Below are 25,285 nucleotides of genomic sequence, written 5' to 3' on the forward strand. Positions count from 1 at the left end.
GAGTCATCTCCGTTCCTCCCACTGAAGTTAGCTAGGCGGTTAGGTTATGAAATACAAAAAGCGTCAGAAGTATAAATACACTCTCCATTCTGAAGAAAAGATTGAGACTCACATTTCAGTGAGTAACGCGTATGACAGCCCTTTTCTTAGTTTGTCCAAACAAGGCGTGTTAACGATTAAAAAGGGCTATGCATGGGATGGAGCGAGTGGGCCAGCGTTAGACACAAAAAACATTATGAAAGCTTCTTTAGTGCATGATGCTCTTTACCAACTCATGAGGGAAGAGGTGTTGCCACAAAGTGCTCGAAAGCATGCGGATACGTTGTTGAGAGAAACATGTTTAGAAAAAGGAATGTCTAGCTTCAGAGCAACTTATATCTATTATGGCGTCAGAGTTGTCGGTGGCTTCTTTTCTAGACCCGATACTTTGTGTGCTTAATGGGAACATCTTTCCAACGTTTAACTGTTTATTCATACAGTTTGGTTATGTAAGCTCCAAGGTGATACAAAGGAGTAGTACATAATGACAATAAGATATGAAGAGCATGTGCCAAGCCCGAAAGAATACTGTGATATGCGTATAAAAGCCGGGCTATCACCCAAATCGTTGAAAGCTGCTGAAATTGGCCTACCCAATTCGTTATATGGCGTATCTGTTCGGGATGAAGGAAAGCTCATTGCAATGGGTCGGGTTGTTGGTGACGGGGCGTGTAACTTCGAAATTGTCGACGTTGCCGTTGATTCTGATTATCAAGGCAACGGTTTAGGTAGAAAAGTCATGGAATACATCGACGGTTATCTTTCTTCTGTTGCACTTGAAGGCTCTTACGTTTCTATGATTGCTGATGAACCGGTCTTTTACGAAAAGCTTGGTTATAGGCTGGTGGCTCCTAAAAGCCAAGGGATGACAAAAAAGTTTAAGCCAAAGGCATAACACGTATTCAGCTGTGAAGATAAGCACTAGAAAACAGGAGTTTAATTTCCTGTTTTCTATATTAAATTTCTATTTAAGCCACTTCTGGAATTGGTTTGGGTGGCTGCTCTAAATCAGGCTCTTTTTGAACAGTAGGAATTTGTCCCTCACCCACAGCACTGATGTAACAGCCACTAAGTTTAATGGCAAGGTACATATCAGCTCGCAGTAAGATGCCTCCTTCACTGGTGCTGATACCAGTAAGCTCACACCATTGACGAAGGCGTCGTTTCCTTCCTGCGAGGATTAAGCGTACGCCTCTCTTTTTCAAAGTATTGTGAATATCTGCCAGTGTTGCCATCACACTGAGATCCAAGTGAGTAAAGCTCGACACGGCGTCGATGACAACGCAACTTGCGTCTTTGTGATGCTCTGCCTGCTCTAACACTCTACGTTTAAAGTAAGGAGCATTGAAGTAAGTTAGCGGTGAGTTAAAGCGGTAAATCACCATTCCAGGAATAGGCGAAGCTTTTCCTGAGTCGTCGATGGTCCGAATGGTGCCTTTTTCATCCAAGCCAAGTAGCTGATCACTCGGCCGCATGACAATACGTAAAAATTGAAACAGCCCTAGCAATACCGCCAAAGTGATCCCCGGTATTACACCCACGATCAACACAGAAATAAAAGTAATGATGGCCAGATAAAATGCATCTTTGTCACGAGATTTTAATTTCCAAATTGCTTTAAGATCGAGCAGCGATAGGGACGCAATAATCAATACAACACCAAGTGAAGCGATAGGGATGAACTGTAAAGGCTCGTAAATAAATACCGCAATAATGGCAATGGTGATTGCGGCGACAATCGAAACTAATTGAGATTTACCGCCATTTGCATCATTGACGGCTGTGCGTGAGTCAGCGCCGCTTATTGCGAAACCTTGTGAAAACGCTGAGGCAATGTTGGCAAAACCCAACGCCTGAAACTCTTTATTTGCATCAATATCATAACCGTTTTTAGCCGCGAAACTGCGGGCGGTGAGCATCATGCTAACAAAACTGACAATCGCAAGGTTGAGCGCCGGGACTACTAGTTCACGAACTTCACCTAGCTCAAATTCCGGTGTTTGAAACTGAGGGAAGCCACCTTGAGTGAGTCCGACAACCGATACGCCCATCTCTTGTAAATGGAAAAACCAAACTGACGCAGTAGTTACGAGGATCGCCAGCATGGCAGCAGGCCAAGTTGGTCGGTAGCGTTTGGTGAGCAAATAAACGACAACTGTCACGATACTCAGAGTTACAGTAGGCCAATGAAGATCGGTTAATCGTTGTGGAGCTTCCCATAAACGTTCCAGTAAATAACGTTGCTCGTATTTCAAACCGACTACTTTCGCAAACTGACCAACGATAATTGTGAGAGCAACACCGTTGAGTAGACCCAAAAGAATCGGGCGAGAAAGGAAATCTGCAAATACCCCTAGCTTGAAACGACTTGCCAGTACACACCAAATCCCCGTCATCGCTGTCATGGTCATAACCAACTGCCAATGTTTTGTGGGGTCACCTGCGGCAAGTGGTGTCACAACAGCAGCAATCACTGCACAGGTTGCTGCATCGGGTCCGACAATGAGTTGTCGAGATGTGCCCATCATAGCGTAAACCAACATTGGCAGTACACACGAATACAGACCGACAATTGCGGATACACCAGTTAACTGTGCGTAAGCTATGGCAACTGGCAGTGCAACCGCGACAACAGAAAAGGCGGCTCTAAAGTCGTTAACAAACCATTCTTTTTGATAATGCTTAAGCTGAACAAGCCCTGGGAACCACTGTGCGAGTAATATTTTAGCCAACGGATTTACCATATATGTGAGTGAGTTACTTAAAGTATACACCGCTTAGTTGGAACGTCTGTGAGTTAGTTATCACTGGAAATCGGGGAAAAGATTGGAGTGCGAGGATTTTATTGCGCAGGGGGGCTTTGTAGTGTGAGGTGTTATGAATCCGATTCTGGAAGCAATAAAAAACGGGAGCTGATACTCCCGTTTGTGGTCTCAGATTCTAGAGTTACGCGACACTATCCATCTGAGGGTATAGCGGCTTTGCGGCAAGCAGTTCCGGCTCAAAATCGTCAACGTTGATTGTATCTAGACGATGCTGTTCCGCTTCTCTGAGTAGATCGGCTTCTTCTTGCGTGATAAAGCCTTGCTCTAGCCCTTCCTGAGCAATCATATCCAAACGTAAGAATGGGCGACGCTTACCCTGCGCTTTACATACTTTGTCAAACACAGGCTCAGCTTGAAGAATGACTGATAGTGCAAGTTCAATCTTACCTGCTGCGTTGTGCTCGGTTGGTTCAAGGTATTGACCGCGACCAATGCGTGAGCGCGTTGCACTTGGCGTTTGTAGAATGCGCGCCACTTTACTGTCTAGTTTATCGCTTGGTGCTTTGCGTACGCGACCAAATGGCATGATTAATACGCGTAGCGCACGGCCAATTACTTTGTTCGGGAAGTTTGCTAAGAATTCATCTACTGCCACTTCCGCTTGTTTCAAACTGTCTTGTAGACCCCAGTGTACTAATGGTAAATCTTCGACTGGACGGCCATCTTGCTCAAAACGTTTCAACGTCGCAGAGCTCAAATATAGCTGGCTTAGAATGTCACCAAGACGTGCTGATAGACGCTCTTTACGCTTCAAAGAGCCACCTAGCACTGCCATTGAGATATCCGATAGCAGAGCAAGGTTTGCACTGTAACGGTTCAATTGTTGGTAGTAACGCTTGGTTGCATCTTTGGTTGGTGATGAAGAGCCCAGACCGTCGCTAAAACCAAACCAAATACTGCGCACTAGGTTACTCATTGTAAAGCTCACGTGACCAGCAAGCGCTTTATCAAATTTCTCGACAGCATTACTTGCTTCAGAATACGCCGCGTTCATTTCTTCAAGAACGTACGGATGGCAACGGATTGCGCCTTGGCCAAAGATGATCATTGAGCGTGTTAGAATGTTAGCACCCTCAACCGTTACTGCGATTGGCGCACCTTGGTAACCACGAGCTAGGAAGTTAGAAGGTCCCATACAGATACCTTTACCGCCTACGATGTCCATTGCATCGATGATGCTTTGCTGGCCGCGGTGCGTACAGTGATACTTCACGATAGCTGAGATTACTGAAGGCTTTTCACCTAAGTCGATACCCGCAACGGTTAAGTTGCTTGCTGCATCCATCACGTAAGCATTACCACCCAAGCGTGCTAATGGTTCTTCAACCCCTTCCATATGGCCGATAGGCTGTTTGAACTGACGACGAATACGTGAGTAAGCACCGGTTGCCATTGCCGCAGTTTTGATGCCACCTGTTGAGTTTGAAGGCAGCGTGATACCACGTCCAACCGACAGACACTCAACCAGCATACGCCAACCTTGGCCCGCCATTTTTTCGCCACCGATAATGAAATCGATAGGAACAAAGATGTCTTTACCGCGCGTTGGACCATTTTGGAATGGTACATTGAGCGGGAAGTGTCGGTTACCAATCTCAACACCTTTGACATCAGTTGGGATAAGCGCACAAGTGATGCCAAGATCTTCTTTGTCGCCTAGCAAACCTTCAGGATCGCGAAGTTTAAATGCTAAGCCTAGTACCGTTGCGACTGGCGCTAGGGTGATGTAGCGCTTGTTCCAAGTCAGGCGCATACCCAGTACTTCTTTTCCTTCCCATTCGCCTTTACAGACCACACCGTAATCTGGAATAGATCCAGCGTCAGAACCCGCTTCTGGACTTGTTAGGGCGAAACAAGGGATTTCCTTACCTTCAGCTAGACGCGGTAAGTAATGATTTTTTTGATCTTCAGTACCGTAGTGTTGCAGTAGCTCACCTGGGCCCAAAGAGTTAGGAACACCAACGGTAGACGATAGAACGCCAGAAACACCCGTTAGTTTTTGTAGTACTAGTGATTGCGCGTATGCTGAGAACTCAAGACCACCGTACTTTTTCTTAATGATCATGGCGAAGAACTTATGATCTTTCAGGTATTGCCAAACTTCTGGCGGTAAGTCCGCGAGTTCATGGGTCACTTGGAAATCACTCACCATGGCGCACACTTCATTCACAGGGCCGTCTAAAAAGGCTTGTTCTTCCGCACTTAACTTAGGTGCTTGAATTGCGTGTAGCTTTTGCCACTCTGGTTTGCCTTTAAATAGTTCGGCTTCCCACCAGACGGTACCTGCGTCTAACGCTTCTTTTTCGGTTTGAGACATAGCTGGCAGCACTTTCTTGAAAAGCACTAACGCTTTGCGGCTAATTAAAGACTGACGTACGCCAGGAACCGCGAGCACAGCTGCGGCGAGAACGTAAATCGCCCAACCAATAACGCCGACAGTACCAGCTACTGTAAGAGCCAGCATGGCTGCGGTGAGTAAGCTAATAGATTTCACGAGAGACATGCGGTGGTAGAGCGTAATGCCTAGCACGATCGCCATCGTGATGATTGAGAGCAAGATGTCCATATATATTTTCCTTTTCAGACTTTATAAGTTTTGTACGTCTGCATGTTAGGTAAGAGGTCTAACCAGTTGGTTTAAGTGTAATCAAAATATTAAGGAAATGTAAAACATAAGATTGGATAAAAAGTGATCTAAGTAGAGTTAAAATTCTAAAGTTGAGATTTGAGTGATGGTTTCATGAGCAAGTTGACAAGTTTATTACCATCACTAATCTAAATCTGTTGGTTCACTATCGACACTAATTCTCGTTTGTGGGTAAACTCAGAGTAATCAAACCCGAGTTCCGGTTTATGAAATGTCCGATACCAAATTGGTATCAGAACAATTTGCTCAGTGAGTCAAGAGCTGACTGAAGCCGAAATAATAAAGAGAACGTCTTATGTACCATGATCTGATTAGAAGTGAATTAAACGAAGCTGCTGAAGTGCTCAACAAATTTTTAAGCGATGACCATAACATTGCGCAAATCGAAGCAGCGGCGAAAATGATTGCTGACTCATTCAAGCAAGATGGTAAAGTATTGTCGTGTGGTAACGGTGGTTCTCACTGTGATTCAATGCACTTTGCCGAAGAGCTAACAGGCCGTTACCGAGAAAATCGTCCTGGCTATGCTGGTATTGCTATTTCAGATCCAAGCCACCTTTCTTGTGTGAGTAATGACTTTGGTTATGACTTCGTGTTTTCACGTTATGTAGAAGCGGTTGGTCGAAAAGGTGACGTACTGTTTGGTCTGTCGACGTCAGGTAACTCAGGTAACATCCTGAAAGCGATTGAAGCAGCACAAGCGAAAGGCATGAAGACGATTGCGCTAACAGGCAAAGATGGCGGCAAAATGGCAGGCCTTGCAGATATTGAAATTCGCGTGCCACACTTTGGTTATGCAGACCGCATTCAGGAAATTCATATTAAGATTATTCATATCATCATTCAGTTGATCGAAAAAGAGATGGAATAATCGTTTTACGGCCACCGTTTCGAGCTGTGTTGTTAGGGAGTTTTTTAAACCATGTGTGAATTGCTCGGTATGAGCGCCAATGTTCCAACAGATATTTGTTTCAGCTTTACTGGGCTCATGCAGCGTGGAGGTCGAACTGGCCCACACCGTGACGGATGGGGGATCACCTTCTACGAAGGGAAGGGCTTTCGAACCTTCAAAGATCCCAAGCCAAGTTGTGAGTCTAAAATAGCAGAGTTGGTACAAAATTATCCCATCAAAAGTCGTGCGGTCGTTAGTCATATCCGACAGGCGAATCGTGGTGGTGTTAATTTAGAAAATACTCATCCCTTTACACGTGAGCTGTGGGGTAGGTATTGGACGTTTGCGCATAACGGTCAGCTCTCTGGCTATCAAGACTTGCATACAGGTCGACATCGACCTGTCGGTGAAACAGATAGTGAACTGGCATTTTGCTGGTTATTGAAGCAAATGGAAGATCGATATCCTGAGCCACCAAAGGATATGGAGTCGGTATTCTTATATGTTGCTAAATGTTGTGATGAGCTAAGAGAGAAGGGTGTATTTAACATGCTTCTGAGTGATGGTGAGTATGTAATGACGTATTGCACCAATCATTTGTATTGGATCACAAGACGCGCACCGTTTGGAAAAGCTGCTTTGCTTGATGAAGATGTGGAAATTAACTTCCAAGAAGAAACCACGCCACATGACATCGTTTCTGTGATCGCAACTCAACCTTTGACGGGCAACGAAGCTTGGCAGCGTATGAAACCTGGCGAATACGGCTTGTTTCACCTAGGTGAACTAGTCAAAAATAATGCCTCTGAACTGGTAAATGTGCCTTTTGCGGCGGCTAAGCCGGGCAATCAAGCGCCAACCGAACCGTTAGAGTGATGGTCTCTTACTCTGAATATAAAAATAAAGCTCGCTTAATCGCGAGCTTTATTTTTATGCGTTTTAAACCGAGGGCGGATACGGATGAGCATTCTTACTTTCTAGAGTGCTGGTAGTAGAGTCCTAGTCTCGCTAAGGCTTGCTGTAAAGACGTAACTGATAGAAATTTCTCATAAAACACCTCGTCAGTCTGAACGGTGAAGAACGAACCAGATTCAGAATCTACTTTCCGAGTGTTATGTTACTCAAGTGGTTATGGGATTTTTTAGAATGTTGGGTTTTAGGTTTCTAGTCTCACTACGGCTTTCTTGAATCAAGTTTATAAGTATTAAAACAACCAAGAGCAGCCCTCAGGCTGCTCTTTTGTGCTTGGAGTTTATTATTCAGGGCTACTCATCTGAGGCGTACCCATGTACGCCAAGCTCTGCGTCATCTAAATAGGCTTTACCATCCTTCATGATCAACCGCTCGTCTACCAGCCACTTAGCCACCATAGGGTAGATTCGGTGCTCCTGCGCCTGAACACGTGCCGCAAGTACACTAGCATCATCGTCTTCGAACACAGGAACTTTTGCTTGCAGTATGACAGGGCCACCATCAAGCTCTTCCGTTACAAAGTGCACACTCGTACCATGTTCTTTATCGCCAGCATCAATTGCTCTCTGGTGTGTGTGTAGCCCAGGATATTTTGGTAGAAGAGAAGGGTGGATATTGATCATCTTACCCATGTAATGAGAAACAAATGCGCTGCTCAGAATGCGCATGTAACCAGCAAGAATAATCACGTCTGGTTGGTATTCATCTATTTGACTCATTAGCTCTGCATCAAAGCTTTCACGCGAGCTGAATGCTTTAGGGTCGACAAAGTGACCGTCCACATCAAACTTTTTTGCACGTTCTAAACCAAAAGCATCTGCTTTGTTAGAGAACACGGCTGCCACTCGTGCGTTTGGCATGCTGTCTTCGCAAGCTTCCAAGATAGCTTGCAGGTTACTTCCGTTACCCGAGATGAGGACCACAATGTTTTTTAGGGTATGGTTTTTCATGATGTCGAGAGCGCCTTGGTATTGTAGGTTGGAGTTATGTAGCTTCTAAACTACCTACTAATAGAATGGTTTTTAGTGTTCTAGATAGCAAAATGAGGACCTAGTCATCTAGTGTCCTCATTCTTCTTATCTTTTGAGCTCGATTTGCAAATTATTGGATTTCAACTTGCTCTTCGTTCGCGTCTGCTTGTGCGATTTGACCAATCACCCACGCGTTTTCGCCTTCTTCTTTAAGAAGAGCAACTGCTGCATCTGCCTGGTCTTTCGGTAGTGCGACGATTAGACCTACACCACAGTTGAATGTGCGGTACATTTCGTGTGTGTCGACGTTGCCTTTCTCTTGTAGCCACTTGAAGATAACTGGCCATTCCCAACTGTTACCATCGATAACTGCTTTCGTGCCTTCAGGCAGTACGCGTGGGATGTTTTCCCAGAAACCACCACCAGTGATATGAGAAATCGCATGGATGTCGTGTTTCTCAATCATCTTAAGTGCTGACTTGATGTAAATTTTTGTTGGTTCTAGTAGGTGCTCACCAATAGTGCGGCCTGCTAGCTCTTCGCTCTTATCTGCACCAGATACTTCTAGGATCTTACGGATAAGGGAGTAACCGTTTGAGTGTGGGCCGCTTGAACCAACAGCGATAAGTGCATCACCAGCAGCGACTTTCGTGCCGTCAATCACGTCTTCTTTTTCTACTACGCCAACACAAAAACCAGCTACGTCGTAGTCTTCGCCTTCATACATACCAGGCATCTCCGCAGTTTCGCCACCAATTAGGGCACAACCTGCTTGAACACACCCTTCTGCGATACCTGAAACAACATCCGCTGCGGTATCAACGTCTAGTTTGCCTGTTGCATAGTAATCTAGGAAAAACAGTGGCTCTGCGCCTTGCACGATAAGATCATTTACACACATTGCCACTAGGTCGATGCCGATCGTGTCGTGCTTGTTCATATCCAGTGCTAGGCGAAGTTTGGTGCCAACGCCATCAGTACCAGAAACCAGTACAGGTTGTTTGTATTTAGTTGGCAATTCGCATAGCGCGCCAAAACCACCGATACCACCCATAACTTCAGGGCGACGAGTACGTTTTACCGCACCCTTAATACGATCCACAAGCGCGTTGCCTGCATCAATATCTACACCAGCGTCTTTATAGCTAAGAGAAGAGTTGTTACCACTCACAGGGAAGTCCTCGGTATTAAGTTGGATATGAAAACGGCGCTATTCTAACAGTGCTTAAACATAGATAGCAAACGTTTGCGTCTGTTTTTTTCTTTAGTGATTTATCCTGATATCCCTGTGAAAATCATGTATAATCTGAAGGTTTGTTTAAATATTGCCAACTATAGCCGGAGATGGACATGAAAGTTGTTGAAGTAAAGCACCCTCTAGTAAAACATAAAATTGGTCTAATGAGAGAAGGTGACATCAGCACAAAACGTTTTCGTGAGTTAGCGACTGAGGTCGGTAGCCTACTTACTTACGAAGCAACGTCAGACTTTGAAACAGAAAAAGTGACCATTGATGGTTGGAACGGTCCGGTAGAAGTAGACCAGATTAAAGGTAAAAAAGTAACCGTAGTGCCAATCCTACGTGCAGGTCTAGGCATGATGGATGGAGTTCTTGAGCACATGCCAAGCGCACGTATCAGTGTTGTGGGCATTTACCGTGATGAAGAAACGCTTGAGCCAGTTCCTTACTTCAACAAGCTTGCTTCAAACATCGAGGAGCGTATTGCGCTTGTTGTTGACCCAATGCTTGCAACAGGTGGTTCTATGATTGCTACGATCGATCTCCTAAAAGAGAAAGGTTGTAACCAAATCAAAGTGCTGGTACTTGTTGCTGCACCAGAAGGTATTGAAGCGCTAGAAAAAGCACACCCAGATGTTGAGCTATACACTGCGGCAATCGATGAGAAGCTTAATGACAAAGGCTACATCGTTCCGGGTCTAGGCGATGCAGGTGATAAGATCTTCGGTACTAAGTAATTCTTTGATGTATTACTATGACTGAACAGAAAAAGGCTTGGTGAAAACCAAGCCTTTTTTGTATCTACAAGAGGAGAAGAGTAAGACACGCCACCTAATAAAGCGGCGCAAACGAACTATTTCGCGCTTTCTTCTTCCATTTGTGCGTTATCCACAACGTGGTTTTCACCTAAATCGTTTGGTAGCACAAGGTTAAGAATAATTGCCACGATACCGCATAGGCTCACACCCTGTAGACTGAACTCACCAATACCGAAAGCCATACCACCAATGCCAAACACAAGTGTTACGGCAACAATCACTAGGTTACGAGACTTATGTAAATCAACGTTATTCTTGATCAGTGTGTTGAGGCCTACCGTTGCGATGGAGCCGAACAGCAGAATCATGATGCCGCCCATGACAGGAACTGGAATCGTTTGAAGAACCGCACCTAGCTTACCTACCAATGCAAGTACGATTGCGGTGATTGCTGCCCAAGTCATGATCACAGGGTTAAATGCTTTGGTTAGCATTACCGCTCCTGTTACTTCACTGTAAGTGGTGTTTGGTGGAGCACCCACCATCGAAGCTGCGATAGTTGCCACCCCGTCACCTGCGATTGTGCGGTGAAGGCCTGGTTTTTTCAGGTAGTTTTTACCTGTAACGTTTGAGATAGCAAGCATGTCACCTACGTGCTCAACCGCAGGTGCGATAGCGACAGGAATCATGAACAAAATTGCGTTGATATTGAACTCTGGCGCGGTGAAGTTTGGCATGGCTAGCCAAGCCGCTTGTTCTACGGGAGTGAAATCAACCACACCGTAGAATAGAGAAACAGAGTAACCAGCAAGAATACCACCAACAATAGGAACGAGCTTCAAAAAGCCTTTTGTAAAAACGCTAAGTACAATGGTTGTGAGCAGTGAGACCGCCGAGATAATGATCGCAGCATCACCATTAACTAGCTGTGCAGCTCCATCACCAGTTTTACCTACCGCCATGTTCACTGCTGTTGGGGCAAGGCCAAGGCCGATAACCATGATCACAGGGCCAACGACAACAGGCGGGAGAATTTTATGGATAAATCCAACACCGCGCACTTTGATCATCGCCCCTAGAGCCACATAAACTAAGCCCGCTGCCATCAAGCCGCCCATCGTTGCACCGATACCCCAAGTTTGGATACCGAACATAATAGGAGCAATAAACGCAAAAGAAGAGGCAAGGAAGATGGGAACAGAACGTTTAGTCATTAATTGGAAGAGGAGAGTACCGACACCGGCACCAAAGAGGGCTACGTTTGGATCAAGGCCAGTTAGGAGCGGCACAAGCACCAAAGCACCAAAAGCGACAAAGAGCATTTGAGCGCCTTGTAACGCGTTTTTCATAATAATTCCCTATTTTCAAGATACGCAGACAAATCCGGCGAATACTATCATCCTGCAATCGTTTGCAATGTTGCATAGATCAAACTTTCGATTGAATTTTTCTCATAAATAGCACTTTTGAGAGTTGCTTGCTTGCAAATTGTCCTCTTTTACGTGTCTTGCGTGAAGATGAAAAATGGACAGCCTAACTTGTTGAGATAGCTTAATAAGCAATGAGTTTATTATAAAAAATAGCACTGAAGCGCTGGTTGAGGCCCGAGTTAACAAAGCTGGTCATAATACAGACAATTTACTCAGTACTTGCCTTGCTCAAGATTTGATAGTTGCTTATTATTCGGGTTCTTGTTCAGAGGATTATAAAAACTATGCGCTATTTAGCTCTCTTACTGATAGGTTGGTTGTCCCTACCAGTATATGCATTAACTCAGGTGGATATCTATCGTGCCGAAGTGGTTATCGACAGTGAGCAGAACGACGGTGAGTCTTTGGCTCGTCAACAAGGTATGCAGGATGTGATTGTTCGAGCGACCGGTTCTCAATCCTCTTTAAGCAATCCAGTGATTAAAAAGGCACTCAGCTCAAGTGCGCGTTACATTTCTCAACTGAGCTATGGGCAGGTTGATGGAAAAGCGAGCCTAAAAATGTTGTTTAACAACGACCAAATCAGCTCTCTTTTAACACAAGCACAATTGCCATCTTGGTCGCCAAATCGTGCCAATATTTTAGTTTGGATGGTTGAAGAACGGGGTTACGATCGTAACATTGCGTGGGAACATTCTGAATCTTCAAATGTTGCAGCACTTCGTAGCGCAGCGAAATTAAGAGGCCTACCAATCACTATCCCGGTTGGGGATTTTGATGATGTGACCGGTGTTAATGTCTCTGATCTTTGGGGCGGCTTTATTGAGCCAATTGGTCAAGCCAGCCAGCGCTACCCAGCTGACGCCGTTTTGGTTGTACGAGCTCAAGGTGAACAAATTCGTTGGACACTCTACGACCAGTCGCCAACGAGAATTGTAGAAGCGCAACGTTCTCCGCGTAGCGGGTCTGCATCAGGTGCTAATGCTATTGCAGAAATGGTGGATGGCATCGCAGACTACTATGCAAGTAAGAGTGCAGTTGTGGTTTCAGGAAAGTCTTCAAAAGCGCTAGCAGTGAAAGTCCTTAATGTAACCTCTGCAACGGACTTCTTCCGTTTAGAGAATGCGTTAAAACAACTTAATTCGGTTGCGGGTACAGAGATTAAGCGTGTTCAAGGGGACGAGTTAACGCTCAACATCCACCTTTTGGCATCACAACAAGCTTTTGAGAAAGAAGCTTCTTCTATTTCTCAATTAATGGTTTTTGAAGATCCTTTAGGTGAAGTTGATGCCCCAGCTTCAACTCAAGAAGAAGAGCCATTGGTTCAGAGTAATGAAGCAAAAGACGCCGCGACGCCAAAAGAAGCGCAGCCTGAAGTACCAGTAGATATTGTGGCAGAAGCAAGTGACGAAACACAACCAACTCAGCCGATGATTGTGGAGCCTGTCCGAGAACAGTATGACTTGATCTACGAGTGGCGCTCGGCATCGTAATCGCCTTGGTAGCGTTCCAGGCGTGAAACGCAAGGATCAAAGACCAATGTGGTAAGCATAAAAAAGAGTCGCAATAGCGACTCTTTTTGTTTTCTAAATTCGTATTCGAACCAATGATCAGTGATTGACTGCAATTGGCGTTATTTATTGAATTTCGCTTTTTCTTCTTTTTCTACTTGAGAGAGGCGTTTCAACTTAAGACCTAGCTCTTTGCCTCTCGCTCTAGCAAACAAAATATTGCCAGCGAAACCGAGTGAAGTCAGTATCAGTTCCACTGCCGCAAGCCAGCGTTCACCCCCATCCACATAAAGGATGGTCAGCGCATGCAAGAAATACAGCATAAGAACAAAGTTAGCCCAAGCATGAGTGTAAGGCTTACCAGCTAAAATACCAGGTAACGGAAGTAGTAGCGGAATACACCAAGCAATAGCAAGTGTTGTGCTGCTGAGGTGAGGGTGAGGGGATAACGCAAGCTGCCAAATAGCGACCCAGGCTAATAAGGCTAAGTTGCCAAATAAAGCCAGGTAACGATAGGTTTTAGCCTGTGTACCGAGTGGTGTTTGGTCTAAAGAGTCAGACATCGATTAACTATCCTTGATTTTACTAACAGACTTTTAGTTTTAACGCTGCAGTTGCCAGCCTTTTGCCTAATTGTTGTGCCAGGCGAATCTCTTCACTGCTTAGGGTTGCCTCATGGCCTACACTGCTGGCGCCATACGGAGTGCCTCCGGACTGCGTAGTGTGTAACTCTGGCTCGGAATAAGGAATGCCCAAAACCATCATCCCGTGATGCAATAAAGGGGTCATCATGCTTTGTAACGTTGTTTCTTGACCACCATGCATCGAGGACGAAGAGGTAAAGACACAAGCAGGCTTATCGATTAAGTCACCACTGACCCATAAAGATGTAGTCTGATCCCAGAAGTGCTTTAAAGGCGCAGCCATGTTGCCAAACCAGACGGGACTGCCAAACGCTAGACCGTCGCACGTTTTCAGTTCCTCTAGAGTAACAATTGGATCAGAAGGGGAGTGTGAGTGAGGTGACAATTCTTCAACTGTACGCAAAACTGCTTGGCATTGAGGAGTCGATTCGACTCCTCTTGCTATTTGTCTTGCCAGTTGTTTTGTCGAGCCATGACGGCTGAAATACAAAATAAGGATCTGGCAATCCATTTATAAAATATCCAACACTTGCTCTGGTGGGCGACCAATTTTTGCTTTGCCGTTAGCAACGACTACCGGACGCTCAAACAACTTTGGATTTTTCGCCATTGCTTCGAATAATTGCTCATCGCTGACGGAGTCTTCGCCTAAGCCAAGCTCTTTATATTCACTTTCTTTAGTGCGCATCATTTCACGTACAGATGAAAAGCCAAGCTGGGCGTACAGCGCTTTTAGTTCATCCACGTTAAGTGGTGTGTCTAGGTATTTGACGACTTCCGGTGTAACACCATTTTGCTCAAGCAGTTCAAGTGTTTGACGGCTCTTTGAGCAACGAGGGTTGTGATAAATCACGACTGACATGGTTTTCTCCATTTCGTTATTGTAATGCCATGAATCGATCTCTTTGGATCATGAGTTGGTCGATACGGGCATCGTATCGTGCTTGCTCTAAGCTGCCCAACTTGGCCATTTTACTTGCTTCACTATAATATTGAATCGCTTTATTCCAATTTGCTCGCAATGCCAAAATTTCTGCTCGAGCAGCCAACTCTTCATCGCTACGCCCCAGCGCGTGGTAGCTCTTCGATATTAGGTGCCAGCCATTTGTATCTTCAGGATAGTCATGAGTGTATCTTTGAAGAACTCGCGTGGCTTGATCGTTTTTATTGTCCTCAAGTAGCGCATTGGCGTAGTTAATGGTCAATACTTTATTTTGAGGGTTACGAGATAACGCTTTGCGGAGCATCTCGGTTGCTTTTTCTGGCTGCTTCTTCTCGATGTATAAATCCGTCATAGCGTCCAAGTAAAACGGGTTACTTGGGTCTTGTTCCAGTAACTTTTTCAAAATTGGTTCCGCTTGAGATAAGCGTTTATTGTCTAAATGCACGAGTGCTCGACCATAATCAAAAGCAGGTGTAATGTCCGCAGAGGCTTTCTTTTGGGTTCTCTCAAACCAGCTCAGGGCGGCTTGTCCATCAATGCCAGCGTAACGAGCCACAATGCGCGCGCGAGCTAGATGATAGTCTATTGAAGGCACAACACGCATTGGAGGATAGGTTCTTGCTCGCGCACGGCTATCGGTAATTCGATCTTCAGGCAGAGGGTGAGTCAGGAGCATTGGTGGCGGTTTACTCGCATAACGATACTCATCAGCAAGACGGCCAAAAAACCTTGGCATTGCTTGAACATCAAAACCGGCTTTTGCTAGTGTCGAAATACCAAAGCGATCCGCTTCTTTTTCGTTTGCACGAGTGTAGTTGATTTGACTTTGCATGTTGCCCGCGGTTGCTGCTGTAATTGCAGCCATCCCCGCTTCGGGTGAGGCAATTGAAAGCAGTAGTGCCCCCGCAAGTGCGGCTAATGTGGCCGGAGAGCGGCGTGCTTGTTCTTCCATACTCCGAGCAAGATGACGTTGTGTGACGTGCGCTATCTCGTGAGCGACAACAGAGGCCAGCTCACTTTCTGAACGAGCATGAAGAAACAACCCAGAATGCAGCGCTACATAGCCACCAAAAAACGCGAACGCGTTGATATTACGGTCGCGAATCATAAAGAAGTGGAACGGCGTTTTTACATCATTCGCATTGGCCACTAATTTGTGCCCAAGAGAGTCAATATATTCATTGATGACAGGGTCATTAACGATAGGTTTACTGGCTCTGAGCATACGCATATAGGCGTCGCCATAAATCAACTCTTGGTCTATTGAAAGCGTGCCACCAGCAGCTGTGCCAATGTCTGGCAAGTCAATGCTATTGGCATAAGTTGTCGGCGAACTGATGGCAGCAGCAAGACATAAGCAAACTAGCGAGCGAGTGCGTTTTAACATACGTTTAAAAGGTTCTCCAAAATACATAAGCATGTGGTTACAGGTCGAGAGCCTATTAACAGCGCCACATACGTTTTGGTTATCCGTGAGGATATAAGCTAACAGTAAGACCGGAAATAAATGAATTGGTTTCGTAAATTATTTTACATCCGAGCTATTTCAGCATGTGGTTAAATCATGTCAGAAGTGCTAGCACCAGCTCAAAAAGCCGTTACAATACAACCCTATCATAAGTGCAGAGCAATACAATGGAATCCATGTTACTTGATTTGCGTGAGCAACGTTGTCCTATGGCACTGTTACTTGCAAAGCGTCATGCTGCTGAGGTCTTTCAAGGAGAAGCAAAGCAGTATCATCAACTTGTCATTCAAGTGGTGGACAACAGCTCTAAACGAGACATTGTGAACTATCTTAGTGCCCAAGGGTACTCGGTTGATTGCCAATCTACATCAGAGCACTACACATTGACTGTCTTCAATAAGGAATCCGCATAAGATGTTTGAAATGGTTAGTCGTTGGTATAAACGACGTTTCTCTGACCCTCACGCAGTAAGTCTCGTCGCGATCTTGCTGTTTGGCTTTATCACCATTTACTTCTTTGGACACTTGATTGCGCCATTACTTGTCGCGATCGTTTTGGCTTATCTACTTGAATGGCCAGTTGTCAAAATGTGTCGTATGGGCGTGCCGCGCACTTTGTCGGTTATTATCGTGATCTTGGTCTTTGTCGGGTTAATGTTAATTGCGTTGTTTGGCTTGGTTCCGACGATTTGGACTCAGGTCGGTAATCTAATTAACGATATTCCGAACATGTACAACGGGCTACAAAAGTTTATTGTCACATTGCCAGAGCGCCACCCTGAACTAGCCAATTTAGAAATAGTAGAAACCGTGGTGACGAACGCCAAAAACCAAGCATTGGGGCTGGGTGAAAGTGTCGTCAAAGGGTCGCTTGCTTCATTAGTTAGCATTGCAACGCTAGCGGTATATTTGATCTTAGTGCCACTTCTGATCTTCTTTTTGCTTAAAGACAAAGAAGAAATGCTGCGAATCGCAAGCGGTATTCTGCCGAAAAACCGTAAATTGGCGAATAAAGTTTGGCATGAAATGAACGAGCAGATATCAAATTACATTCGCGGTAAAGTGTTAGAGATTTTAATCGTGGGCGGTGTGAGCTACGTAACTTTTGCCCTTTTAGATCTTCGTTACTCGGCGTTGCTTGCCGTAGCCGTTGGTCTATCGGTTTTGATTCCTTATATCGGTGCGGCGGCTGTTACTGTACCTGTTGCTATCGTTGGTTTGTTCCAATGGGGTTTAACGCCTCCGTTTTATTGGTTGTTGCTTGCTTACGGTATTATCCAGGCGCTTGATGGTAACGTCTTGGTTCCTGTTCTGTTTTCCGAGGCAGTAAACTTACACCCAGTTGCTATCATTGTGGCTGTATTAGTCTTTGGTGGGCTCTGGGGCTTTTGGGGGGTGTTCTTCGCCATTCCTTTAGCGACATTAGTCAAAGCCGTATGGCATGCATTACCAAGCACGGAAGAAAACGAACCTGTCGAACAAGAGTAGTTGTTACCAAAGGTACGATGGTTAAAAGAAAGCCCAGCAGTTTGCTGGGCTTTTTGTTTGTAGAAAAACAATAGCGTTTAAGCGTTTTCGTTTAAGTAGTTTAATACGACTTCGTGGTGATCTTTGGTTTTGAACTTGTTGAACACATGTTCGATCACGCCTTCTTCATTGATCAGAAAGCTAATGCGGTGAAGACCGTCGTATACTTTGCCCATGAATTTCTTTTCGCCCCAAACGCCGAACTGGTCTGCAACGGCATGGTCTTCATCAGAAAGCAGAGTGAAGTTTAAATCATCGCGCTCGATGAACTTGCCTAGACGCTTTACAGGGTCGATGCTTACGCCGAGTACCACCACGTTATGTGCATCGAGTTCAGCTTTGATGTCACGAAGGCCTTTTGCTTGTGTAGTACAACCCGGCGTCATCGCCTTAGGGTAAAAGTAGAAAAGTACTTTCTTGCCTTTAAAGTCTTCAAGAGAAACGGTATTTCCGTCTTGGTCGAGCAAAGAGAAGGCTGGCGCTGGCGAGCCTGCTGTCAGCGTATTCATTTTGATTTCCTTTACTTTATAGTGTGTTTTTAATGAAATTCAGAGAACCTTGTACGTTGAGCGACTTACAAAGTTCATCGAAGTCTTCTTGTAACTGCATCAAATTAAAATCCGCGCTTACAGATGCAGTAATCGCAATGTGAAACTGGTCAGAATCGAGTTGAATTTTCGACTTGCTGATGGTTTGCGCGCTAAGAGAGTCTAAACCAATCTGCTGATCAGCGAAGAACTTAGTAAATTTTTCAGTTAACCCAGGGCGGTCTTCAGACTCAATAAACACTTCCATGGTGTAGCTGTTATCGAGCAGTTCGTGCGCCGCTGTGCGTTTCATGATCGTAATAAGGTCATGTTCTTGGCCAAGCAGGGGCAATTGTGTTTCAACTCGAGTCACGCTGCTGGCGTTCCCAGTCAGGAGCATGATCAGCGTAAATTCGCTGCCAAAGATAGCGATACGGCTATCGACTATGTTACAACCAGCTTGAGTAACGAGCTGTACGACTTGGTTACAAATGCCTGGACGGTCCGTTCCAACTGCTGTAAGTACCAGATGTTGCTTCATAAATGAGCTTCTTGTCCTTTCTTCAATAGAGAGATGTTAGCACAGATATTGCGAAGAAATATCGAGCCAGTTCTTTTTTAGTCCATAAAAAAGCAGTCGGAGCTTGAGGGGAGTGGTGGGAAATAAACAGTAAATGCAGGCTATAGGATAAACAAAACGTTTGCATGATGTGCTTGCCTATTGTCTGGCCGTTTTATTCACTTAGATCTGACTTGGCTAACAAGACCAAAGAGTATATTTTCCTTGCTTGTGCTCTTCAGTATTTTCCAAATCACTGATAGATTCTAAAGTCACTCGAAAGCCCAACACGATTATCAATATTGCCGTTAATCAAACCAAATAGAGCAATTAAGTTGCTAGACCTCTAACAACTGATAATTATTCATTCATTTGTACTTTGTAAGCGAGTTTACGCTCTTGTGTTTTTCAATCGCATTACAGTACCATGCAGAAAGAGTTAAATGAGGGAGATAAACATGTTTTCAGGAAGTATCGTAGCGCTGATTACGCCATTCAAAGCAGATGGCGAAGTAGACTTTGACGGTCTGCAAAAGCTAGTAGAGTACCACGTTGAAGCGGGTACAGACGGTATTGTGGCAGTAGGCACAACAGGTGAGTCAGCGACACTGACCATTGAAGAGCATGTGAAGGTCGTTAATAAAACTGTTGAGTTTGCCGACGGTCGCATCCCTGTGATTGCTGGCACGGGTGCAAATGCAACCCATGAGGCAGTAACATTTAGCAAATTACTGGCTGATTCTGGTATTGCTGGCTTCCTGAGTGTGACACCGTATTACAACAAACCAACTCAAGAGGGTTTGTTTTTACATTACAAGGCAATCGCCGAAGCGAGTGATGTGCCTCTAATTTTGTACAACGTACCAGGCCGTACTGCTGTTGATATGCAGCCAGAAACAGTGGCACGCTTGTCAAAGCTTGATAATATCGTGGCTCTAAAAGATGCAACGGGCGATTTGGAACGAATTGCAATTCATCGTGAACTTTGTGGCGAAGATTTTATCTTACTAAGTGGCGATGATGCGACAGGGCTGGATTTTGTGAAACTTGGCGGCAATGGTGTTATCTCGGTAACGAACAATATTGCAGCTAAAGACATGGCAGACATGTTCCATTTGGCAAGTGAAGGTAAGTACGAAGAAGCAGAAGCGATTAACCAACGCTTGATGACTCTACACAAAAACCTTTTCATCGAAGCAAGCCCTATCCCAGTAAAATGGGCAGCGCAAAAGCTTGGTTTGATTGAAGAAGGTGGTTTGCGTCTTCCTTTAACTACACTTTCTGAAAAATCGCAGCCGATCGTCGAGCAGGCGCTAACAGACGCCCATATTTATTAAGATTGAGCTATTAAGATTGAGTTACTAGGATTGAAGTTCATACTGGGGGCCAAAGCGCCCTCGGTGTTTTAGGAGTATAGATGAAGCTTTCAAGCCAGTTAGTGTTAAGTTCATTAGCTGTATTCGTATTGACTGCCTGTTCAGGTGGTGCCAATCAACGTCGTCAAGCAAAAGATGACTTCGAGTATTTGAACTCCCCCAATTTGGGTGAGTGGAATGTCCCACAGGGTGCACAGCCTCAGTTTTACCCTAACTACGAGATCCCTCAGGGTAACTACGCTGGTGGTGTCGGTAAAGATGTCGACATTCGTCCACCTCAACAAGTCCTAGAGCTTATTCCCGGTGCACGTCTAGACCGCAGTAGTGATGGTGAAGTGACACTTTGGCTACTTCGTAAAGATGAACTAGATAAAGTGTGGCAAACGGTGCAAAACATGGTCGCGGCCAACGAGATTCCAGTTGAAAGCCAAACAGACTCTCGCATCGAGACAGGATGGGTGACTTGGGATTCGCCAGATGAAGAGCTAGAAATTGGCAGCCGATATGAAATCGTACGCGCTGAAGCAAATGGTCGACACGGCTTTAAGGTGAGCCTTATTGACTGGCGTGAAGGCAATCAAGTGAAAGAAGTAACGGCGACCAACCGTGAGCGCTACAATGTGTTCATGACGAACTTGGTCACCGCTCGCTACGATCAAGAAGTGCGTGAAGAAGCACAGCGTAAAGCGCAAGAGTTGGTTAAACAGATCCCAATCACAATGGGTAAAGACCGCAGCGGACTTCCAGTGATTATCGCGCGTGCGCAATACAACATGCTTTGGCAGCGTCTGCCTAATATTCTACCTAAGATGGGCTTTAAGATTGAAGAGCGTAGCCAGTCTCAGGGCACAATCACTGCGAAATATGCATCTCCGGATGATGAATTCTGGAACGATATCGGCGTTAAACCAGTGGAGTTAGCCGCTGGTAAGTACACATTCTTACTTGGTGATTTAGGCAACCGTACGTCTATCAATATCACCGACTCCTCTGGCAAGCCAGTAGAAGAAGAGTTTTTGAAATCACTAGCGCCTGTATTGGCTGCAACAGTGAAGCAGTAAACAAAGCGAGCTTAACGCGGCGTGTTTACTTAATGATAGAAAAGGGACCTAGTGGTCCCTTTTTTGATGTTTAGATTAAATGTGTCGAGATGAAGCTGGTGAGTAACTAACGAGGCTCGTTTTTGTTTTTATCTTCTTCAGCGTAGCGCTGTTTATCCAATGTGTTCAGCTTATCTAAATCGTTCTTACGGCTTTTATCCATCTGACCAAACTTCATTTTTGCGGTATATTTGAGTGCGGCAATATTACCAATGACCACGCTCAACACTACAATAATAATGACCCAAGGATTGGTTAGTATTTCTATCATAGAGCCTCCGGCGGCGTGATATTGTGAATAAATTTGGCAACGACGTTATCCAAATTATTCAGTATGACGTCAATCCCTGCAATGTTGTCGGTCTGATTTTGTTTAATCAACTGGCTTCTGAGTACATCAAGCGTCAACTGCTCGAGGCATTGCTGCCCGACAGCGCGGTGACTAATGTGCCAAGGCTCAATCGAAACGCCACCTAAATCGTGCTGATAAGGAAAGAAGAAACCGAACCGACCAAGGTTGGCTTTTAACCATTGGTAGAACGCCTGCTGGTGGCCTTCGAGATACTCCCAAGGTTCCAACTTGAGTTTTGTGTCAGCAGGCAATAAATTGCGCGCATAGACATCAAAATCACAACCCCAATGATGACGACTTCCTCCGGGCAATGCCGACCAGCGCAAAATGGCCATCAATTTCTCTTCGTCATTTAACTCTGCTTTATTCAAAGGGCGGGAGTTGATGTCGAGAATTGGCAACTCACCAGAAAACTTCCCGTTCCAGATGGCTTTTTGGCGATTAAAGTCACGAAAACCACTGGCGATTTCCATTTTGAAACCTGCTTCTGTTGCCGCTTCAATCATCTTTAGCAGATCGTCAGCCACTTCAGGGTGGAGTAGAAACGCTTTTTGCCCCACTAGTGTGGATTGAAGATGAGAATCAGTGATTCCGGTGAGTTGCTCTGGTGTCATTGTGTTCTCGCTGATTACTTCGCCAATAGGTGTTTCAACGTGTTTTCGTACATGTCCGTCAACTTTTCAAGATCGTCGACTTTCACACACTCGTTCACTTTATGAATCGTAGCGTTAACAGGACCTAACTCTACGACTTGACCTCCCATTCGAGCAATAAAACGACCATCAGAAGTACCGCCAGTTGTAAGTAGCGCTGGCTTCGTATCATTGACTTCGGCCACAGCAGCTACAACCGCGTCTAGCAGTGCGCCCGTATCGGTCAGGAATGGGTCACCGTTGAATGTCCATTTTAGGTCGTAGTCCAGCTCATGCTTGTCCAATGTTTCGGTAACACGCTGAACAATTGCGTCATTGTTAAGCTCAGTACTAAAACGTAGGTTGAACTGAACATGGAACTCGCCAGGAATAACGTTAGACGCACCAGTGCCAGCCGATACATTCGGGATCTGGAAACTGGTCGGTGGGAAGTAATCATTCCCTTTGTCCCATTCCGTCGTCGCGAGTTCATGAATCGCGAGTAGAGACTCGTGCACTGGATTGCTGGCTAGGTGAGGGTAGGCCACGTGGCCTTGTGTTCCTTTTACCGTTAAATCACCAGTGATGGATCCACGGCGTCCATTTTTCACTACATCGCCAACCACGTCGGTGCTGGATGGTTCACCAACAATACACATATCGATGTTCTCACCACGTTCCATCAACGTTTCTACAACGCGAACGGTACCATTGATAAATGGCCCTTCTTCATCTGACGTAATCAAAAAGCCAATTGAGCCTTTGTGGTCTGGGTTTTCTTCAATGAAGCGTTCGACAGCAACGACCATAGCAGCTAGCGACCCTTTCATGTCAGCTGCGCCGCGGCCATGCAAGTAACCATCAATAATGGTCGGTTCAAACGGATGTGTATTCCAGTGTTCCAATTTGCCAGCTGGTACCACATCGGTGTGGCCAGCAAACGCAAATAGCGGCGCTTCTGAACCACGTCGAGCCCAGAAGTTCGTGGTGTCTTCAAATACCATCACTTCAATTTCAAACCCGAGTGCTTTTAAGCGCTCGATCATCAAATCCTGACAACCTGCGTCTTCCGGCGTTACGGACTGTCTACTGATCAGATCTTTAGCAAGTGCCAATACTGGACTGTCTGTCATCCTTGAGTATTCCTTTATTTAAGAGTTGAAAATGCTAGCGTATTGATCAGCTTTAAAACCGATATGAAGTTGATCATTCACTTTTAAAATTGGGCGTTTAATCATCGCAGGGTTTTCTACCAAAAGAGCGATGGCGTTTTCCTCGTTAAGTGTGTCTTTCTGCTCTTGCGCTAATTGGCGGTAGGTTGTGCCACGTTTATTGAGCACCTGTTCCCAACCTAAAGCGCGACAAAATTCACTTACCATTTCTGCATCAATGCCTTGCTTACGGTAGTCATGGAAGTCGTAAGCAATATCCTCGGCTTCTAACCATTTCTTGGCTTTTTTGATCGTATCGCAGTTGGGAATACCAAACATGGTAATCGACATAGTGTTTCCTTTTTCTTTGTTCTATTTTTCACTGGCGCGGTTAAGACGCACTTAAGTGATTTGGGCTGTTAAAGCATCCTATCAAGAAGCAATCAAACTGACAAAATGCGGTGGAAAATATTTTCAGATAGATTGAGATAACTAATGTCACATAACTTATTTACGATGAATGCGCTATAAATCGAATAAAAATTCGTCTAAATCAAATGGAAAAGTCGAGTTATTGATCAAACGCAACACCTCGCTGAGCAAAAACGAAATAATGAATCAGCACAATTTTAGGAGGTGTCAATGGAATTGAGTCCTGTTTTTGCAAGGCGGCTATATTTGGCCTTGTTGGTGGAAAACCTAGAAAGGCCGAATGTGCCAAAGTTGATCGAAAAAACGGGGTGGCCTCGTCGTACTATTCAAGATGTACTCAAGGCGTTACCTGGGATCGGCATTGAACTCATATTCGTTCAAGATGGCCGACGTCATAATGACGGCTATTATCAACTTTCAGATTGGGGGCCTTTTGATAGCCAATGGGTTCTAGAGCGGGAGAGAGATATCGCTAGCAGTCTTGGATTTCGTGCATAAGCCAGCAATTGCTGGCTTTTTTCATATTCAGGCCTCATCCATTGCAGCGGTAGGCGGAACCCAGCACGCTAAATGAAGTGATAAAATCTTGTGGGGAAACCATAAAAACGGTGTCCGCATCGATAGCCGCTGCATTGTTTTTTAAATCGTTCATCGCGCCTTGCATCATCGCGTCATTAGTCATGAAAATGTAGTTATACCAATGGCCTTCACTTCCGGTGACTTCGCCTTTGTATTCGCATCGCTCAGGGTTGAATTGCGCGTCAATGCGAATATGAACATCTTGACTTTGAGCATGAGTAAGGTGAGAAGGCATCGTGCAACCCGTTAGAAGCACGACAAAAAGTCCAAGTAACAGGCGTTTCATTAGCTATTTCCCCAATACTATGTAAGCAGCAAAGCCAATCCAGCTCAGAACAAGTAGTGTCCAAGGCAGTTTGCTTGATGAATGGTTTGGCGCATCGTCGGTGATATTGTCTTGTTCGATAATCTCTTCATGCTGACGTTGTTTTTCACGTTGCTGTTTTTTCTTCGCTTTATCGGCTTGGCGGTTGCGCTCTTTTTGTTGTTTCTTATATTGCGCGATGCCTTTTTCGATACCTTGAGCGATAAGCTTGGTTTGCTCTTTGGTTTGCCCCGGTTTCTGCGTGGATTTGGCAATTCTCATCGCTTCGGCTTGAGTTTCTTGAGAAGGCGCTGGGGTAGCTGGAGTTCTTTTTTTCATGTTTCTCATCAACGTCGCTGTAAATCTTTGTTTAGTTTACCTGTGTAAGGTGCTGAAATGAACTTCA

General features: G+C 45.1%; 28 protein-coding genes. 11 read left to right on the forward strand and 17 right to left on the reverse strand.

What is annotated here, in order from left to right; translation table 11 throughout:
- The first annotated feature begins 46 nt into the window (after positions 1-46).
- Complete coding sequence (locus NL626_RS14270; protein ID WP_017633769.1) at positions 47-439, forward strand: DUF1353 domain-containing protein; 393 nt, start codon at positions 47-49, stop codon at positions 437-439.
- An 84-nt stretch (positions 440-523) separates the two neighbouring features.
- Entirely contained in the window at positions 524-934 is a 411-nt protein-coding gene (locus NL626_RS14275; protein WP_005391824.1) for a GNAT family N-acetyltransferase, read from the forward strand.
- Positions 935-1,007: 73 nt separating this feature from the next.
- Here the strand turns inward: NL626_RS14275 and NL626_RS14280 are convergent, their stop codons facing one another.
- On the reverse strand, positions 1,008-2,783 hold the full coding sequence (locus NL626_RS14280) for a SulP family inorganic anion transporter (RefSeq protein WP_005380390.1): 1,776 nt from the start codon (positions 2,781-2,783) through the stop codon (positions 1,008-1,010).
- Positions 2,784-2,985: 202 nt separating this feature from the next.
- A complete protein-coding gene (fadE, locus tag NL626_RS14285) occupies positions 2,986-5,430 on the reverse strand; it encodes an acyl-CoA dehydrogenase FadE (RefSeq protein ID WP_064377460.1) in 2,445 nt (814 codons plus the stop codon).
- Positions 5,431-5,806: 376 nt separating this feature from the next.
- Between fadE and lpcA the strand changes: the two genes are divergently transcribed.
- The gene (lpcA, locus tag NL626_RS14290; protein ID WP_005380392.1) at positions 5,807-6,382 is read left to right on the forward strand and encodes a D-sedoheptulose 7-phosphate isomerase; all 576 of its coding nucleotides are present in this window, start codon (positions 5,807-5,809) and stop codon (positions 6,380-6,382) included.
- 51 nt (positions 6,383-6,433) lie between these two features.
- Positions 6,434-7,279 (forward strand): class II glutamine amidotransferase, encoded by an 846-nt coding sequence (locus NL626_RS14295; RefSeq protein ID WP_005380394.1) that lies wholly within the window; start codon positions 6,434-6,436, stop codon positions 7,277-7,279.
- 389 nt (positions 7,280-7,668) lie between these two features.
- Here NL626_RS14295 and purN read toward each other — a convergent pair whose 3' ends face one another.
- Both purN and purM read right to left on the reverse strand, forming a co-directional pair.
- Entirely contained in the window at positions 7,669-8,325 is a 657-nt protein-coding gene (gene purN, locus NL626_RS14300; RefSeq protein WP_253657464.1) for a phosphoribosylglycinamide formyltransferase, read from the reverse strand.
- A 151-nt stretch (positions 8,326-8,476) separates the two neighbouring features.
- Positions 8,477-9,517: a phosphoribosylformylglycinamidine cyclo-ligase gene (gene purM / locus NL626_RS14305; RefSeq protein WP_005389861.1), complete on the reverse strand. Its 1,041-nt coding sequence runs from the start codon at positions 9,515-9,517 to the stop codon at positions 8,477-8,479.
- Positions 9,518-9,696: 179 nt separating this feature from the next.
- Here purM and upp point away from each other — a divergent pair, with 179 nt between their 5' ends.
- Positions 9,697-10,323: a uracil phosphoribosyltransferase gene (gene upp, locus NL626_RS14310; RefSeq protein ID WP_005380401.1), complete on the forward strand. Its 627-nt coding sequence runs from the start codon at positions 9,697-9,699 to the stop codon at positions 10,321-10,323.
- A 116-nt stretch (positions 10,324-10,439) separates the two neighbouring features.
- Here upp and NL626_RS14315 read toward each other — a convergent pair whose 3' ends face one another.
- A complete protein-coding gene (locus tag NL626_RS14315; RefSeq protein ID WP_253657465.1) occupies positions 10,440-11,693 on the reverse strand; it encodes a uracil-xanthine permease family protein in 1,254 nt (417 codons plus the stop codon).
- A gap of 365 nt (positions 11,694-12,058) precedes the next feature.
- On the opposite strand from NL626_RS14315, the gene NL626_RS14320 reads away from it, so the two are divergent.
- A complete protein-coding gene (locus NL626_RS14320; protein ID WP_042521428.1) occupies positions 12,059-13,267 on the forward strand; it encodes a DUF2066 domain-containing protein in 1,209 nt (402 codons plus the stop codon).
- A 140-nt stretch (positions 13,268-13,407) separates the two neighbouring features.
- On the opposite strand, the gene NL626_RS14325 is transcribed toward NL626_RS14320, so the two are convergent.
- From NL626_RS14325 to NL626_RS14340, 4 genes are read right to left on the reverse strand one after another with little or no spacing between them, the layout of a single operon-like run.
- Positions 13,408-13,848, reverse strand: a complete 441-nt coding sequence (locus tag NL626_RS14325) for a DUF2069 domain-containing protein (RefSeq protein WP_005380407.1) — start codon at positions 13,846-13,848, stop codon at positions 13,408-13,410.
- 22 nt (positions 13,849-13,870) lie between these two features.
- Positions 13,871-14,440, reverse strand: a complete 570-nt coding sequence (gene wrbA, locus NL626_RS14330) for an NAD(P)H:quinone oxidoreductase (RefSeq protein WP_025768258.1) — start codon at positions 14,438-14,440, stop codon at positions 13,871-13,873.
- The gene (gene arsC, locus NL626_RS14335) at positions 14,441-14,791 is read right to left on the reverse strand and encodes an arsenate reductase (glutaredoxin) (RefSeq protein ID WP_005380410.1); all 351 of its coding nucleotides are present in this window, start codon (positions 14,789-14,791) and stop codon (positions 14,441-14,443) included.
- 16 nt (positions 14,792-14,807) lie between these two features.
- A complete protein-coding gene (locus NL626_RS14340; RefSeq protein WP_005394337.1) occupies positions 14,808-16,259 on the reverse strand; it encodes a M48 family metallopeptidase in 1,452 nt (483 codons plus the stop codon).
- A gap of 257 nt (positions 16,260-16,516) precedes the next feature.
- Between NL626_RS14340 and NL626_RS14345 the strand changes: the two genes are divergently transcribed.
- Together NL626_RS14345 and NL626_RS14350 are read left to right on the forward strand one after the other, a co-directional pair.
- Positions 16,517-16,753 (forward strand): sulfurtransferase TusA family protein, encoded by a 237-nt coding sequence (locus NL626_RS14345; protein WP_005380414.1) that lies wholly within the window; start codon positions 16,517-16,519, stop codon positions 16,751-16,753.
- A 1-nt stretch (position 16,754) separates the two neighbouring features.
- Positions 16,755-17,828, forward strand: a complete 1,074-nt coding sequence (locus tag NL626_RS14350) for an AI-2E family transporter (protein WP_005389843.1) — start codon at positions 16,755-16,757, stop codon at positions 17,826-17,828.
- A 77-nt stretch (positions 17,829-17,905) separates the two neighbouring features.
- Here NL626_RS14350 and bcp read toward each other — a convergent pair whose 3' ends face one another.
- Entirely contained in the window at positions 17,906-18,376 is a 471-nt protein-coding gene (gene bcp, locus NL626_RS14355) for a thioredoxin-dependent thiol peroxidase (RefSeq protein WP_005380418.1), read from the reverse strand.
- Positions 18,377-18,392: 16 nt separating this feature from the next.
- Positions 18,393-18,935 (reverse strand): glycine cleavage system protein R, encoded by a 543-nt coding sequence (locus tag NL626_RS14360; protein ID WP_005380420.1) that lies wholly within the window; start codon positions 18,933-18,935, stop codon positions 18,393-18,395.
- A gap of 476 nt (positions 18,936-19,411) precedes the next feature.
- On the opposite strand from NL626_RS14360, the gene dapA reads away from it, so the two are divergent.
- Both dapA and bamC read left to right on the forward strand, forming a co-directional pair.
- Positions 19,412-20,290, forward strand: coding sequence for a 4-hydroxy-tetrahydrodipicolinate synthase (gene dapA / locus NL626_RS14365; protein ID WP_005380422.1), 879 nt, complete (start codon positions 19,412-19,414; stop codon positions 20,288-20,290).
- Positions 20,291-20,370: 80 nt separating this feature from the next.
- Positions 20,371-21,390: an outer membrane protein assembly factor BamC gene (gene bamC, locus NL626_RS14370; protein WP_005380424.1), complete on the forward strand. Its 1,020-nt coding sequence runs from the start codon at positions 20,371-20,373 to the stop codon at positions 21,388-21,390.
- A 106-nt stretch (positions 21,391-21,496) separates the two neighbouring features.
- On the opposite strand, the gene NL626_RS14375 is transcribed toward bamC, so the two are convergent.
- Genes NL626_RS14375 through NL626_RS14390 form a run of 4 tightly spaced genes read right to left on the reverse strand, consistent with a single transcriptional unit; the run spans position 21,497 to position 23,915 of the window.
- Positions 21,497-21,700 carry a DUF2897 family protein gene (locus NL626_RS14375; protein ID WP_005380425.1) on the reverse strand — a complete coding sequence of 68 codons (204 nt, stop codon included), beginning with the start codon at positions 21,698-21,700 and terminating at the stop codon, positions 21,497-21,499.
- Positions 21,697-22,395 (reverse strand): M15 family metallopeptidase, encoded by a 699-nt coding sequence (locus tag NL626_RS14380; RefSeq protein ID WP_053306708.1) that lies wholly within the window; start codon positions 22,393-22,395, stop codon positions 21,697-21,699. Before NL626_RS14380 ends, NL626_RS14375 begins: the two co-directional genes overlap by 4 nt.
- Before the next feature lie 14 nt (positions 22,396-22,409).
- The gene (gene dapE, locus NL626_RS14385) at positions 22,410-23,546 is read right to left on the reverse strand and encodes a succinyl-diaminopimelate desuccinylase (RefSeq protein ID WP_005380429.1); all 1,137 of its coding nucleotides are present in this window, start codon (positions 23,544-23,546) and stop codon (positions 22,410-22,412) included.
- Between the two features lie 18 nt (positions 23,547-23,564).
- Positions 23,565-23,915, reverse strand: a complete 351-nt coding sequence (locus NL626_RS14390) for an ArsC family reductase (RefSeq protein ID WP_005380431.1) — start codon at positions 23,913-23,915, stop codon at positions 23,565-23,567.
- A gap of 291 nt (positions 23,916-24,206) precedes the next feature.
- Between NL626_RS14390 and NL626_RS14395 the strand changes: the two genes are divergently transcribed.
- On the forward strand, positions 24,207-24,494 hold the full coding sequence (locus tag NL626_RS14395; protein ID WP_005380433.1) for a helix-turn-helix domain-containing protein: 288 nt from the start codon (positions 24,207-24,209) through the stop codon (positions 24,492-24,494).
- A gap of 34 nt (positions 24,495-24,528) precedes the next feature.
- Here NL626_RS14395 and NL626_RS14400 read toward each other — a convergent pair whose 3' ends face one another.
- Both NL626_RS14400 and NL626_RS14405 read right to left on the reverse strand, forming a co-directional pair.
- Positions 24,529-24,861, reverse strand: coding sequence for a DUF4156 domain-containing protein (locus NL626_RS14400; RefSeq protein ID WP_025768262.1), 333 nt, complete (start codon positions 24,859-24,861; stop codon positions 24,529-24,531).
- A 3-nt stretch (positions 24,862-24,864) separates the two neighbouring features.
- Entirely contained in the window at positions 24,865-25,218 is a 354-nt protein-coding gene (locus tag NL626_RS14405; RefSeq protein WP_169630860.1) for a DUF2956 domain-containing protein, read from the reverse strand.
- Positions 25,219-25,285: the final 67 nt, after the last annotated feature.

The sequence above is a fragment of the Vibrio sp. Y58_MX_L22 genome, assembly GCF_024181865.1.
GTDB classification, from domain to species: domain Bacteria; phylum Pseudomonadota; class Gammaproteobacteria; order Enterobacterales; family Vibrionaceae; genus Vibrio; species Vibrio alginolyticus.

Coding starts and splice junctions, on each gene's coding strand:
- NL626_RS14270 (WP_017633769.1), top strand. CDS start 47: ATGAAATACAAAAAGCGTCAGAAGTATAAATACACTCTCCATTCTGAA.
- NL626_RS14275 (WP_005391824.1), top strand. CDS start 524: ATGACAATAAGATATGAAGAGCATGTGCCAAGCCCGAAAGAATACTGT.
- NL626_RS14280 (WP_005380390.1), bottom strand. CDS start 2,783: ATGGTAAATCCGTTGGCTAAAATATTACTCGCACAGTGGTTCCCAGGG.
- fadE (WP_064377460.1), bottom strand. CDS start 5,430: ATGGACATCTTGCTCTCAATCATCACGATGGCGATCGTGCTAGGCATT.
- lpcA (WP_005380392.1), top strand. CDS start 5,807: ATGTACCATGATCTGATTAGAAGTGAATTAAACGAAGCTGCTGAAGTG.
- NL626_RS14295 (WP_005380394.1), top strand. CDS start 6,434: ATGTGTGAATTGCTCGGTATGAGCGCCAATGTTCCAACAGATATTTGT.
- purN (WP_253657464.1), bottom strand. CDS start 8,325: ATGAAAAACCATACCCTAAAAAACATTGTGGTCCTCATCTCGGGTAAC.
- upp (WP_005380401.1), top strand. CDS start 9,697: ATGAAAGTTGTTGAAGTAAAGCACCCTCTAGTAAAACATAAAATTGGT.
- NL626_RS14315 (WP_253657465.1), bottom strand. CDS start 11,693: ATGAAAAACGCGTTACAAGGCGCTCAAATGCTCTTTGTCGCTTTTGGT.
- NL626_RS14320 (WP_042521428.1), top strand. CDS start 12,059: ATGCGCTATTTAGCTCTCTTACTGATAGGTTGGTTGTCCCTACCAGTA.
- NL626_RS14325 (WP_005380407.1), bottom strand. CDS start 13,848: ATGTCTGACTCTTTAGACCAAACACCACTCGGTACACAGGCTAAAACC.
- wrbA (WP_025768258.1), bottom strand. CDS start 14,440: ATGGATTGCCAGATCCTTATTTTGTATTTCAGCCGTCATGGCTCGACA.
- arsC (WP_005380410.1), bottom strand. CDS start 14,791: ATGTCAGTCGTGATTTATCACAACCCTCGTTGCTCAAAGAGCCGTCAA.
- NL626_RS14340 (WP_005394337.1), bottom strand. CDS start 16,259: ATGTTAAAACGCACTCGCTCGCTAGTTTGCTTATGTCTTGCTGCTGCC.
- NL626_RS14345 (WP_005380414.1), top strand. CDS start 16,517: ATGTTACTTGATTTGCGTGAGCAACGTTGTCCTATGGCACTGTTACTT.
- NL626_RS14350 (WP_005389843.1), top strand. CDS start 16,755: ATGTTTGAAATGGTTAGTCGTTGGTATAAACGACGTTTCTCTGACCCT.
- bcp (WP_005380418.1), bottom strand. CDS start 18,376: ATGAATACGCTGACAGCAGGCTCGCCAGCGCCAGCCTTCTCTTTGCTC.
- NL626_RS14360 (WP_005380420.1), bottom strand. CDS start 18,935: ATGAAGCAACATCTGGTACTTACAGCAGTTGGAACGGACCGTCCAGGC.
- dapA (WP_005380422.1), top strand. CDS start 19,412: ATGTTTTCAGGAAGTATCGTAGCGCTGATTACGCCATTCAAAGCAGAT.
- bamC (WP_005380424.1), top strand. CDS start 20,371: ATGAAGCTTTCAAGCCAGTTAGTGTTAAGTTCATTAGCTGTATTCGTA.
- NL626_RS14375 (WP_005380425.1), bottom strand. CDS start 21,700: ATGATAGAAATACTAACCAATCCTTGGGTCATTATTATTGTAGTGTTG.
- NL626_RS14380 (WP_053306708.1), bottom strand. CDS start 22,395: ATGACACCAGAGCAACTCACCGGAATCACTGATTCTCATCTTCAATCC.
- dapE (WP_005380429.1), bottom strand. CDS start 23,546: ATGACAGACAGTCCAGTATTGGCACTTGCTAAAGATCTGATCAGTAGA.
- NL626_RS14390 (WP_005380431.1), bottom strand. CDS start 23,915: ATGTCGATTACCATGTTTGGTATTCCCAACTGCGATACGATCAAAAAA.
- NL626_RS14395 (WP_005380433.1), top strand. CDS start 24,207: ATGGAATTGAGTCCTGTTTTTGCAAGGCGGCTATATTTGGCCTTGTTG.
- NL626_RS14400 (WP_025768262.1), bottom strand. CDS start 24,861: ATGAAACGCCTGTTACTTGGACTTTTTGTCGTGCTTCTAACGGGTTGC.
- NL626_RS14405 (WP_169630860.1), bottom strand. CDS start 25,218: ATGAAAAAAAGAACTCCAGCTACCCCAGCGCCTTCTCAAGAAACTCAA.